This window comes from Alkalibacterium sp. m-11, assembly GCF_054658155.1.
The window spans coordinates 1-11,638 of sequence record NZ_BAAGIR010000062.1 but is presented as its reverse complement, the minus strand read 5'-3'; the positions used below and the strand labels follow the sequence as shown (position 1 = coordinate 11,638).

Here is an 11,638-nt window from a genome sequence, read left to right as displayed (position 1 = left end):
GCAATGAGATGCCCTCACCTTGAGGCTTGAACAAAACAGAAATGGACTGCGTTCGTACAAGCACTCAAGAATCCCACCCGTCAAACCGAAAGGTTCGGGCTTGCGGCTTTAGCCGTGGGAGTCTCAACTGCACGTGTCTCTGGGAAGTTACTCTCAAGTTTCTCAATCTGAAGAGTATAAAGAGAAACCAATGCTGGCGTATCTATATGAACAAATTGCAGGAAGGACTGCATTAATATCTGTGGGCGATGTAAGGAATGGAGCTCAGGCAGAAGAAGCGCTTGAACATAGTGATCTGGTTGCTCTTGGACGTGTCATTCTGGCAGATCCGCACTGGGTCGGTAAAGTCCTGAATGATAAAGAGCACGCAATCAGATACAGTGTGGCAGACGAAGACCGTGAGGAACTGGGTCTGACAAATGGTGTCTGGCAGTTTATGCAGAACATGATGAAAGATCGTCTGAGCTGATTCAGAGAGGAAGATGATCATGATGAAAAAAGTGTATGGTAAGTTCCATCAGTTTATCGATTATTTTCTTTTCGGAGTCATCACGGCTTCCTTGAATATCATTTTGTTCTACACTTTTAATCAGAGAATCGGGCTGCATTATCTGTTATCTAATGCCATCGCGATCACACTTGCGATTCTTTTTTCTTATATTGTGAACAAAAAGTTTGTTTTTCATACAAAAATGACAACTAAACGAGCTGTAGCCAGAGAGATGTTTCTGTTTATGTCCATGAGAGCAACAGCTGCTGTCATGGATATGGCTGGGCTGTATATTCTCGTTCAGTTCATCCGGCTTGGAGCTACTCTTTCAAAAGTAATAATAGAACCCCTTATCGCCACAAGTAATTATTTTGTAAGTAAACGAATCATTTTCAAAAATGAAGGCAGTTTATAAATGAATGGAGGATGACGTTGAAGAAAGCACTGATCAATATTGATTACACGAACGATTTCGTAGCAGAAGATGGAGCACTAACTTGCGGGGAGCCTGGTCAGGCGATTCACGACCGAATTCTTGAACTGACTAAACACTTTTATGACGAAGGAGATTATGTTGCATTTACGATTGACTGTCATGAAGAAGGGGGCAAGCATCATCCCGAAAGTGACCTTTTTCCGCCGCATAACATTAAAGGGACTCCCGGGAGGCACTTATACGGCAAACTGGAAGATTACTATCAGTCCATTAAGGAAAAGGGTAATGTCTATTATTCTGATAAAACCAGATATAGTGCATTTCAGGGTACTGATCTTGAACTGAAACTGAGAGAACGTGGAATAACTGAACTGCACTTAGTTGGGGTATGCACCGATATTTGCGTGCTTCATACAGCAGTTGATGCATACAACAAGGGATTCGATATTGTTGTGTATAAAGATGCTGTAGCAAGCTTCAATCAGGCTGGGCATGAATGGGCACTTGCTCATTTTGAACAGACGATCGGAGCAAGAATTATATAAACACGTTTTTAAAAAGACAAAAACCCGAACAGTCTAAAGTAACTCCTAAGCTGTAAATGACAGATTTACAGCTTAGGGAATAGTTTAGATTCATTCGGGTTTTATTTTAATACAGAGTTACTTTAGCTGAACTGTATGAAAATAGTGAGATCATAAGGGTCAGAGTCGTGCATCATTTGACCGCTTGAAGGGTCGCACTGGTGGTAAGGCCCCCCTGTCACGTAGGCAAATGACATAAAGATGGTTGACTGAAGATAATGCAGGGCAGCCTGAGTATCTTCATCAGGTAGTTCTCCCAGATAAATATCCTCCACAAAAAGTTTCAGGTTGGTATCCTGAGCTGGGACCAGTTTAACATTATTTGTACGATAACTTTCATACTGGTATATTTTTTTGTTGTAGGTAGAAAGTTCTTTTTCAGTCTTCCCACAGTATGACCGTTTGGAATAGTCTTTTTTTATGATTTTTTTCACAATTGCATCGATCGTCTGCTGATTATTGGTTACATCACTGGCAGGAATCTGAAGTTTGTGCTTGATTGTCAGTGGGTATTTATGTTTCTGTTCTTTAAGTGATCTAGACGGAATGAGCTGATCAGATGTAATTGAATGTCTCTTAATAAAGTTTTTTATTTTCTCATAGAAACTCAAGGGTTCTCCTCCTCCTTAGAGTCTATTTTAAATGCCTTATTTCTATTTCGAGATGATTAACATCTACATAAATAATACCTAATGGAGCGCTATGGTTCAACTAAAATGCTTAATTTTAAACTATAGTAAAATTAATGTAACGAGTTAAACTTTAACTAGTTAATAGTGTATAAAAACTTTACATTAATTTTTATAAATAATACAGTTAAAGTAAAATCACTGTATTAAAAAACAACTCTTCTCATGCACTACTTAATAATTTATCACTAGCTCTTTTTCATGTCAAATCAAATAGCTGAACAGAGAAGAAACAGAGCTTAAAAGGACATGTCATTCGATTGCATTAGTGTGATATAGTATGGGTGTACCATTTCGAAATTTCTAATAGAAAAGATTACATAAAAAAAGATTGAGGGATAATATGATCAGCTTTTGGACAACTACAGGTTTTCTTCTTGGATTATGGCTTGCAGCTGTTATTCAGTCCGATGAAGTGAACGAATGGAAAGTGGCATTAAGCATTCCCTTTTTTCTGATTTACTTCCTTCTCCCCATCCTAAATAAGAAATTTATAACAGCAGCTTTTTTAATTATGCCTGTTCTTGTACTTCTTCCTTTCTGGGGTATGGGGTCATCTCCACTTATCTGGTTTATTTTCAGTGTACTCGGAATTGAATATGGCTTGAGAAGTGACCTGGGAAAACCGACTGTCTATCTGATGTATTTATTATTAGTAAGTGTCAGTCCAAATGCAGCAGCAGGAATATCTCTTAACCTTATTACTCATATCGTCTGTATGGGTTTTCTCCTGTATATCATCTATTCATACCACCAGAGTGCTGGTCACTTCAGAAGGCTGAAAGCAGAAAATGAACAGATATACTCAGATCATCGTTATCTTAGAAGACAGGTGTCAAGAGCAGAACAGCTGGCCAGACAGGAAGAGCGAAGTGCTGTCGCCAGGGATATTCACGACTCAGTCGGACATAGATTAACTGCACTAGTCATGCAGCTCGAAGTGGCACGATATCGAAGTTCTAACGAGGCAGTCAGCAATCAGCTGGCTCAGTTTAAGGAACTGGCTAACGCAAGTCTGCAGGAAACGAGAGAAGCGGTCAGTGCCTTGAAAGCCGACGAGACAGCTGGTCTTCAGGCTGTTATTCAGTTAGTAAGAAAGCTTGAAGCAGAAAGCCATCTTCAGGTCCGCTTTCTATTCGAATCCGGAGTATTGAACGTCCCGCTGTCCAATGCCCAATCTGTTGTTATCTATAGAGCTATTCAGGAATCACTGACTAACATGATGCGCCATAGCGGAACCAGGCAGGCTGATATTCAGTTCAAACTGATTGCTGGCCGTTATTTTCAATTTACGGTGAGTCACAAACTCATGGAAAAAGTGAGTTTTAGTGAAGGATTTGGTCTGATAAATATGAGAAAGCGGCTGGAGGAAATCGAAGGCGATCTGGACATTAAGCAGTCTAATCATCTGTTTGTAGTAAGAGGACGATTTCCGTTCTTATCAGAAGAAGGAGAGGGAAGTGAAAATGATTAGAATTATGCTGGCAGAGGATCAGACACTTGTAAGACAGGGAATCAAGCTGATGATCGAAGCAGATGCGTCTTTAAAAGTGACAGGAGAAGCAGGAAATGGACAGGAAGCCGTTGATCTTTGCAGGCAGGAACAGTTTGACCTTGCTCTGCTTGATATTAGAATGCCGGTCATGAATGGGCTGGAAGCGAGCCGACATATCAGAGAGAGCTGTCCGGACATCAAGATCCTCATTCTGACTACTTTCAATGATGAAGATTATGCAATGGAAGCATTAAAAAACCAGGTAAACGGTTATCTACTAAAAAATGGTGACATCGAAGAACTTCACCGGGCCATCTATCATTGTATGGGGGGTGGACTGATTATCGAAGGGAAAGTTGCCGCAAAAGTCATGCCGTCGCTTATTCATAGCAATAAAAGTCTGCAAGAGGCTGATACAGGCCTTACAGAAAGAGAAGTGAGCATACTTTCGCTCATCGGGCAGGGACAGAATAATCAGGAAATAGCTGACCGACTGTTTCTTTCAGTGGGGACAGTCAAGAACAATATCAGCGGCATTCTCGATAAGCTGGAATTAAGGGACCGGACACAGCTTGCGATTTATGCAGTCAGGCATGATCTCGATAGAAAAGAGTGACTTTAGTCATTCCATAAAATGACCGGAGACAGTATCGATGCTGTCTTCTTTTTTATATACTTTAAGCAGGATAAATGAAAAAAGGAGTGAGACACATGCTGGAAACTAAAGACCTGACGAAACGGTTTAAATCAAAAACTGCAGTCAATCAGGTAAACCTGTATCTGGAAAAAGGAGAGTCAGTCGGTCTTCTAGGTCCGAATGGTGCAGGAAAATCGACTACCATATCCATGGTTGCCACATTGCTTCCCCCAACTTCAGGGAAAGTGAGGTTCAATAACACGGATGCCTGGAAAAATCCTCAGGCCCTCAGGCAAGTACTTGGTGTCGTTCCTCAGGAAATAGCCTTATATGAGGAGTTATCTGCTTATGAGAACATGAAATTCTTTGGTAAGGTTTACGGACTTAAAGGGAAACTGCTCGAAAAAAGAATAGAAGAGGTGCTCGATCTCATCGGCTTGACTGAAAGAAAGAAAGATGCTGTTAAGACGTATTCTGGAGGGATGAAGAGACGGATCAATATCGGTGTGACACTGCTTCATGAACCGGAGATTCTAATCATGGATGAACCGACTGTAGGAATCGATCCACAGTCAAGAAACTATATTCTCGATATGATTAGAGAGCTCAACCGGTCAAGAGGAATAACCGTACTCTACACCAGTCATTATATGGAAGAAGTAGAAAAGTTATGTGATCGGATCTATATCATGGATCATGGAGAAATTATCGCCTCTGGTACCAATGATGAGCTGAAAAGTATTTTATCTAATGAAGAAACCATCCATATAACTGTCCAGACTCATTCGCTATCGTTTGAAGAAAAGCTAAGTCAGCTGCCAGCTGTCACTCAAGTATCTGAAGAAGAGCAGGGCTATAAAGTCATTGCATCAAAAGGAGAAAACCTTCTTGAAGATATTTTTGAGCTGTCAAGACAGACACAAACTAAAATTACTGGAGTGTCCCTTCAAACCCCATCTTTGGAGGATGTATTCCTGCATTTGACTGGACGGACCTTAAGAGACTGAAGGAGGATAAGGTATGTTTTCACTTATAAAAAAGGATGCATTGATTCTGACCAGAAGTCGGTCAGACCTGACTGAACTGCTCCTCATGCCGTTCATTCTCATAGCTATTCTTGGGCTTGCTTTAGGGAACCTCACCTTATCTGAGTTCACTATCAATGCTTTTCCGGTAGCCCTTGTGCAGGGGCAGTCAATTGACAGAGAGCTGGAAGACTGGGGGGAAGTGCTCGAGAACAGAGGCGTTCCGGATGACACAATTCCCTTGCTTACCAGTCAGGCAGAAGCTATGGCGCCCGGAATTCAGCTCAGCACACTACTTCATGATGATGAAGTAGCTGAGTGGATCCAGGTCGTCGATTATGCGAGTAACGAAGATGCACTGGAAGCGTTAGATGAAGGAGAAGTAGCCGGTGTTATAACCATACCTGATGGTTTCAATGCATCTGTCTGGGATGCTGTCATGTTCGAAGAGGATGAAACTGGAGTTATTTCACTGGAAGTTCAGAACTTCGATAACGTTACGACGGATATCATCAGAAGTGTGCTGTCCTCATATGCCAGTCAGTTCAATTTAGAAGCGTCCATTGCAGTTGCCACTAATGGTGATGCGGACGCAGCAGAACGAGCAGAACCAGCAGAGGAGCGTTATGGAGAAATAACTACTCTGACTGCTGCAGATCCAATTTCTTCATTTCAGTATTACACTATTGGAATGGGAGTCATGTTTGCCCTCCATACAGCCCCCGCTCTAGCCAGCAGAGCCTTCAAGGAGAAGAAGCAGCATGTCTTCGGACGTCTGATGATATCCAGAATGAATCCACTGACCTTTTTAGGCAGCAAAATGATTTCGGGCACGATCATTACGTTTCTTCAGCTGGGGATTCTTTTCGGTTTGAGCACCTTGATTTTTGGCACTTTGAGGGGGTATCCGCTTCGGTTCTGGATCGATCTGGGGATGCTTAGTCTGGCGTTTTCACTTGTCGTGGGGGCGATCACCAGTCTCCTGACATCAATCACCTTGTATTCCAACAGCAATGCATCATCCGGCTTTTTTGGAGGCATTCTGGTGACCTTGTTTGCTTTTGTTGGTGGAAGCTTTACTCCTGTTGAACAGTTCTCTGAAGCACTGAGAAGCATTGGAAACTGGACACCGAACGGAGCGATGATGACGGCGTATCTTCAGCTGATGCAGGGATTTGAAATGAGCGAGATCATTCCGCTTGTGATACGAGTGGCCGGTATGACAGCTGTTCTGCTGGTGGTAAGTGTCGGACTCTTTCCGAAAAGGAGGTTGGATTAAATGTGGACAGTCTTTAAATTACAGTGGATCAGGCTGTTCAAGCAACCGACTCTGCTGATCACCTTTTTGGGGCTCACTCTGCTTTTTGTATACTTTCTGGCTGGTGCTCAGGGAGATCAGACTATTACTGTTCCAACCTTCAGTGAGACTTTAAGTCAGGAAGAACAATCAAAATGGCTTGACCGATTGAATGAAGAAGGAACATTCGAATTTATTGAGAGTGACTATGACACTGTGTATGAAGATATCAGGATGAATGAACGCGCTTTTGCATTAGGACTGGAAGAGGAAGGCTATCAATTTCTGATCGGACGGGAAGATATGGAGATTTCTACGTTGATCCAGTATGTTGATCAGATCTATTCTAAAGAACAGCGTCTTGAACAAGTCAGTCAACGCTTCGGAACTGACGATATCCGTGTCAGGAGTTATATTCAAGTTGAAACGACAGGTCGGACAGAAGCTGCCTCTTCGAATGAAATTTACAGGCTGGCGGTCGTAGTCGGTATGAGTCTATACTTTTCAGTGTATTCCATTCTATATCTCATGACGAATCTGGTCGAAGAGAAACAGACAGGGACCTGGCAGAGACTGATCTTTTCTCCGCTGACGAAGACTAGACTATATGCTGGACAGCTTCTGCATTATATGCTGGTTGGAGTCCTTCAGATCACACTGGCCTTACTGATTCTTCGTTATCTTGTAGGAATAGAGTTCGGGACCAATTATCTTGAAATAGGTGTGATTATCATCTGCTTTGTCTTTGCAATTGTTTCATTAGGCATGCTTCTAATGGGACTTGTCGGATCCCCCCAACAGCTGCAGGTCGTTATACCGATTGTAGCGACATCGATGGCTATGCTTGGTGGAGCATTCTGGCCGCTTGAAGTGGTCAGTAATCGGATTCTTCTGTTTCTGGCAGAACTGATGCCGATCAAATATGGCATCCAGGGAATGATGGGAGCAGTGCTTCAGGACCGCTCCTTGTCTCAGCTGCTGGAACCGATCGGTGCTTTAGTTCTAATGGGAATCATTTTCATGGGTATCGGAATCAATCTGATGGAACGGGTGTCAGAAAATCAGAGCATATAAGCATCCTGTCAGTCTCAGGACCTATTGACCACCCTGGTCGAAAGGGGTATACTAACCTCATCGACCAGGGTGGTCAAATTTTACATACTGTTCGACCGACTAGGTCAGTCAGTCATATTTAAGAGAAAGGAGGAGAGAAATGAGTGATGTTTTTAAAAGCCTCGAAAAAGCTAAGCAGGACCGGATTTTGAATGCCTGCTATAAGGAATTTACAGAAAAAGGATTTGATCAGGCATCCACTAACACTATAGCTAAAGAGGCAGGTATAGGGAAAGGTACGCTTTTCTACTATTTTAAAAGCAAGGAGGCACTATTCTATACCCTGATCGAAGAAGCATTTCTCATCGCAGAAAACCTTTTATTACATCAGATCGATTTTAGTGAAACCGACTTTTTTGAGCGATTGAAACAGACGACTAGACTCAAATGGGATGTATATGAAGAACAGCCGCATGCCCTAGGTTTTCTTGCAAGTGTGTTCATCCATGCAGATAAATATGATCTGCCGGTTGAACTTTCTGGTAAACGAGCAGAAGCTGAACAGATCTGGGGAACTGTCCTCACTAAAAATATTGAATTTACTAAATTTAGAGAAGATGTTCCCCATGAGACCTCATTTAATTTTATTCGATGGACGGTAGAGGGGTACCGGGCAGAACTTGAACAACGGGTGAAAAGTCAGAATTTCGATGAATGGGACAACGCGGCATTTTCGCCTTATTATGACGAGTTTAATACTTATCTGGATACTTTAAAAATCATCTATTATAAGAAAGATGAACTGTAGAATGAATGGAGGGGCAGTCATGGAAAAAATAATAGAAGTGAACGCAGTTGAAAAATCTTTCGGTAAAACGAAAGCACTGGAAAAAGTCAGTTTTTCAGTCAATAAAGGGGAAATAGTCGGCTTTATCGGTCCGAATGGAGCGGGTAAATCTACCACAATCCGTATACTTCTGGGACTGATCAAAGCAGATGGGGGAGCGGCTACCATTTTCGGTAAAGATGTCTGGAAAGAATCAGTCGCGATTCATAAACGTGTGGCTTACGTACCTGGCGATGTCAATCTCTGGCCAAATTTAACGGGAGGAGAAGTTATCGATCTGTTTTTGAGCATTCGTGGAGCTAAAGTTGATAAAGAGCGTAAGGAAGAGCTGATCAGACGTTTTGAATTTGATCCGACAAAGAAATGTCGGGCCTACTCAAAAGGAAACAGACAGAAAGTTGCTTTGATCGCTGCCTTTTCGGCTGACGCAGAGGTCTACATTTTCGATGAACCTACTTCCGGTCTCGATCCGCTGCAAGAAAGAGTCTTTCAGGAATGTGCGAAGGAAGTGCTGGCCAGAGGGGCAAGTGTTCTGCTGTCCAGCCATATCTTGTCAGAGGTCGAACGTCTCTGTGACCGTGTGGCTATCATCCGTAAAGGTGTTATTGTAGAGTCAGGAACACTTGATGATCTGAGACATCTGACACGTACCCAGATTACTCTTAAAACAAAAGAGGATATCTCATCAATCAAAGAGCAGTCCTTTGCCCATAATGTTTCGATTAACAAAGACCAGGTCATTTTTCAGCTAGACAGTGATCAGTTCGATGCATTTTTATCTTATATACAACCGTTTAACGTTCTGAAACTTGAAAGTGCGGCGCCAAAACTGGAAGATCTGTTTATGCGTCATTATGAAACAGCTGAAGGAGTTGAGTGACATGATGCAGTCTCATGCACGAACTGGAAAACTGTTCGCATTTACTATCAGAAAAGAATGGCTGAAACTGCTTCTCTGGCTAGCCGGCTGCGCTTTTTATGTCATTCTGGGTGCTGTCGCCTTTGTGGAAGTCTATGGTGATCCGCTTGAACGTCAGGCAATGGCTCAGGCGATGCAGAATCCGGCAATGGAAGCACTGTTCGGTCGTGCTATAGGAATAGATAATTATACGATCGGAGCCATGTACTCTCATACTATGACGATCATAGGGTTTGTCCTTTTTGCAATCATGTCGATACTTTTAGTTGTCCGTAACACAAGGTCAGAAGAAGAAGACGGAATCCTTGAACTTATTCAGTCTCTGCCGACTGGACGGCTGGCATCTACTACGTCAGCGATACTCCTTCTCGTTCTTACGAATACACTTCTAGCTTTAATATCTGCAGGTCTTCTGATAGGTCTGGGTGATTCAAGCATGACAACAGAGGGAGCTGTTCTGACCGGTATATTATACGGACTGGTCGGACTGATATTTGGAGGAGTGACCTTAATTACGGCTCAGCTGTCATCTAATGCCCGGGGAGCCATGATGCTGTCATTTGGAGTCCTGGGCTTGTCCTATATCCTTCGTATAATAGGAGATTCTGGAGAGTTTGATGCCTTGAGCTGGATTTCTCCTCTAGGTCTGCTTTACGGGGCTGAACCTTTCGTTGAGAATAACTGGTTTCCGGTATGGATCGGTCTGATAATAAGTCTAGTACTGATCGTCACTGCTTTGGCTTTAAAACATAGACGAGATATTGGTGCCGGCCTGCTGCCTGACAGGCCCGGGAAGAGACATGCTTCTTCTTTCCTGAAGACGCCTGTCGGATTTGTTCTAAAGCTCGTGAGAACTCCGCTGGTTGTGTGGGCTGTAGCTATGGTCCTTCTTGGGGTATCTTATGGATCGGTGATTGGCGATATAGAAGGCGTCCTTGCCGGTAATGAAATTATTGAACAGATCATAGCAGGAGACGATAGCGTGTCAATGGCTGATCAGTTTATAGCTATGATCATGGGTGTGCTGGCAATGGCAGCTTCGATACCCACTGTTCAGATTATCCTGAGATTAAGAAGTGAAGAAAAGAAAAACCGCCTGGATAAAATTATTGCCGGAGCAAGATCACGAACGTCTGTCCTGAGCACCTTTATCCTGACAAGTTTAGCTGTTGCCATTATTTTTCAGCTCCTTCAGTCGCTCGCTTTCGGTGGAGCAGCGGTAGCCATGGGTTATGATATAGCTTTGCTTGATATGGTATCTGCCGGACTCGCTTATCTCCCGGCAATGGTGGTCATGATCGGGCTGACTGTCATGCTGGTCGGCTGGCTTCCTAAAGCCTCTTCACTAATATGGCTCTATCTGAGCTTTGCTTTTATCCTATTGTACTTTGGGGGTCTGTTCGACATACCAGAAGCAGTCAGCTGGTTGTCAGCGTTCCATCACATTCCTGAAATGCCTGTGGAAGACTGGAATGTATGGACTGCAGTACTTTTGACAATAATCGGTACAGCTCTGACAGTAACTGGAGCGGCAGGTTTCAGAAAAAGAGATATCGACTGATAAAATCAGGCTTCAGAGGGGATATCCGTCTGGAGACTGATTTTTATTTTTTTACTACGATAAGTGTAGTAATCATCTAAATCATATGATAAACTGATTACAACGACAGATGAAGTACTTTGACTGTCCTTACATAATGGAAACAGTAGAAGGAGGTTTGGTCAATTGATAAGCAGTGATGTGATCAGAGGCTACAACGACACCTTTCTCCTGTCACTTCTAATAGAAGGTGATTCATATGGCTATGCCTTGTCTAAAGAAATCAAAGACCGGACTGACGGGAACTATACGATAAAAGAAACTACTATGTATTCTGCATTCAACCGGCTCAAGAAGAATGGTTATATCGAAGCCTACCCCGGAGATGTCACACAGGGGAAGAAAAGGACTTATTACCGGATAACAGAAGACGGACGTCACTATCTGTCAGAGAAAAAAAGAGAATGGGCATTGACCAAGCAAGTAGTCGATCAAGTTGGGAACTGTCAAATTTTTTATGAAAACTAAAAATTAAAGGTGGTGAAGGCCCACTGACTATACCAATCGGAGCCGCATTTGCCCTTGACAAACACTTGAATGGTTTCAGTTAAGGTCACAAGGGTGAC

At 42.8% G+C, this 11,638-nt stretch carries 13 protein-coding genes; 12 read left to right on the top strand and 1 reads right to left on the bottom strand.

Going from position 1 to position 11,638, the window contains the following annotated elements; genetic code table 11:
- The first annotated feature begins 133 nt into the window (after positions 1–133).
- The 3 genes from ACYQ2O_RS07550 to ACYQ2O_RS07540 are packed head-to-tail and all read left to right on the top strand — an operon-like array spanning position 134 to position 1,471.
- On the top strand, positions 134–469 hold the full coding sequence (locus ACYQ2O_RS07550; protein ID WP_459796356.1) for a hypothetical protein: 336 nt from the start codon (positions 134–136) through the stop codon (positions 467–469).
- A gap of 19 nt (positions 470–488) precedes the next feature.
- Complete coding sequence (locus ACYQ2O_RS07545) at positions 489–905, top strand: GtrA family protein (protein WP_459796354.1); 417 nt, start codon at positions 489–491, stop codon at positions 903–905.
- A 17-nt stretch (positions 906–922) separates the two neighbouring features.
- The gene (locus ACYQ2O_RS07540) at positions 923–1,471 is read left to right on the top strand and encodes a cysteine hydrolase family protein (protein WP_459796352.1); all 549 of its coding nucleotides are present in this window, start codon (positions 923–925) and stop codon (positions 1,469–1,471) included.
- A gap of 122 nt (positions 1,472–1,593) precedes the next feature.
- On the opposite strand, the gene ACYQ2O_RS07535 is transcribed toward ACYQ2O_RS07540, so the two are convergent.
- The gene (locus ACYQ2O_RS07535; protein WP_459796350.1) at positions 1,594–2,121 is read right to left on the bottom strand and encodes a hypothetical protein; all 528 of its coding nucleotides are present in this window, start codon (positions 2,119–2,121) and stop codon (positions 1,594–1,596) included.
- A gap of 421 nt (positions 2,122–2,542) precedes the next feature.
- On the opposite strand from ACYQ2O_RS07535, the gene ACYQ2O_RS07530 reads away from it, so the two are divergent.
- The 9 genes from ACYQ2O_RS07530 (at position 2,543) to ACYQ2O_RS07490 (ending at position 11,540) form a co-directional block, all read left to right on the top strand.
- Positions 2,543–3,673: a sensor histidine kinase gene (locus ACYQ2O_RS07530; RefSeq protein WP_459796348.1), complete on the top strand. Its 1,131-nt coding sequence runs from the start codon at positions 2,543–2,545 to the stop codon at positions 3,671–3,673.
- Positions 3,666–4,310, top strand: coding sequence for a response regulator (locus tag ACYQ2O_RS07525; RefSeq protein WP_459796347.1), 645 nt, complete (start codon positions 3,666–3,668; stop codon positions 4,308–4,310). Before ACYQ2O_RS07530 ends, ACYQ2O_RS07525 begins: the two co-directional genes overlap by 8 nt.
- 95 nt (positions 4,311–4,405) lie before the next feature.
- Positions 4,406–5,338 carry an ABC transporter ATP-binding protein gene (locus tag ACYQ2O_RS07520; RefSeq protein WP_459796346.1) on the top strand — a complete coding sequence of 311 codons (933 nt, stop codon included), beginning with the start codon at positions 4,406–4,408 and terminating at the stop codon, positions 5,336–5,338.
- A 13-nt stretch (positions 5,339–5,351) separates the two neighbouring features.
- Positions 5,352–6,635 carry an ABC transporter permease gene (locus tag ACYQ2O_RS07515; protein ID WP_459796345.1) on the top strand — a complete coding sequence of 428 codons (1,284 nt, stop codon included), beginning with the start codon at positions 5,352–5,354 and terminating at the stop codon, positions 6,633–6,635.
- The gene (locus tag ACYQ2O_RS07510) at positions 6,636–7,727 is read left to right on the top strand and encodes an ABC transporter permease (protein ID WP_459796343.1); all 1,092 of its coding nucleotides are present in this window, start codon (positions 6,636–6,638) and stop codon (positions 7,725–7,727) included.
- 139 nt (positions 7,728–7,866) lie between these two features.
- The gene (locus tag ACYQ2O_RS07505; RefSeq protein WP_459796341.1) at positions 7,867–8,514 is read left to right on the top strand and encodes a TetR/AcrR family transcriptional regulator; all 648 of its coding nucleotides are present in this window, start codon (positions 7,867–7,869) and stop codon (positions 8,512–8,514) included.
- Between the two features lie 19 nt (positions 8,515–8,533).
- Complete coding sequence (locus ACYQ2O_RS07500) at positions 8,534–9,433, top strand: ABC transporter ATP-binding protein (RefSeq protein ID WP_459796340.1); 900 nt, start codon at positions 8,534–8,536, stop codon at positions 9,431–9,433.
- A 1-nt stretch (position 9,434) separates the two neighbouring features.
- Positions 9,435–11,033 (top strand): ABC transporter permease, encoded by a 1,599-nt coding sequence (locus ACYQ2O_RS07495; protein ID WP_459796339.1) that lies wholly within the window; start codon positions 9,435–9,437, stop codon positions 11,031–11,033.
- A 165-nt stretch (positions 11,034–11,198) separates the two neighbouring features.
- On the top strand, positions 11,199–11,540 hold the full coding sequence (locus ACYQ2O_RS07490; protein WP_459796337.1) for a PadR family transcriptional regulator: 342 nt from the start codon (positions 11,199–11,201) through the stop codon (positions 11,538–11,540).
- Positions 11,541–11,638 lie beyond the last annotated feature (98 nt).

Excerpts from the sequence above, each read along its gene's own strand:
- ACYQ2O_RS07545 (WP_459796354.1), top strand. The coding sequence starts at position 489 with ATGATGAAAAAAGTGTATGGTAAGTTCCATCAGTTTATCGATTATTTT.
- ACYQ2O_RS07530 (WP_459796348.1), top strand. The coding sequence starts at position 2,543 with ATGATCAGCTTTTGGACAACTACAGGTTTTCTTCTTGGATTATGGCTT.
- ACYQ2O_RS07525 (WP_459796347.1), top strand. The coding sequence starts at position 3,666 with ATGATTAGAATTATGCTGGCAGAGGATCAGACACTTGTAAGACAGGGA.
- ACYQ2O_RS07520 (WP_459796346.1), top strand. The coding sequence starts at position 4,406 with ATGCTGGAAACTAAAGACCTGACGAAACGGTTTAAATCAAAAACTGCA.
- ACYQ2O_RS07515 (WP_459796345.1), top strand. The coding sequence starts at position 5,352 with ATGTTTTCACTTATAAAAAAGGATGCATTGATTCTGACCAGAAGTCGG.
- ACYQ2O_RS07510 (WP_459796343.1), top strand. The coding sequence starts at position 6,636 with ATGTGGACAGTCTTTAAATTACAGTGGATCAGGCTGTTCAAGCAACCG.
- ACYQ2O_RS07505 (WP_459796341.1), top strand. The coding sequence starts at position 7,867 with ATGAGTGATGTTTTTAAAAGCCTCGAAAAAGCTAAGCAGGACCGGATT.
- ACYQ2O_RS07500 (WP_459796340.1), top strand. The coding sequence starts at position 8,534 with ATGGAAAAAATAATAGAAGTGAACGCAGTTGAAAAATCTTTCGGTAAA.
- ACYQ2O_RS07495 (WP_459796339.1), top strand. The coding sequence starts at position 9,435 with ATGATGCAGTCTCATGCACGAACTGGAAAACTGTTCGCATTTACTATC.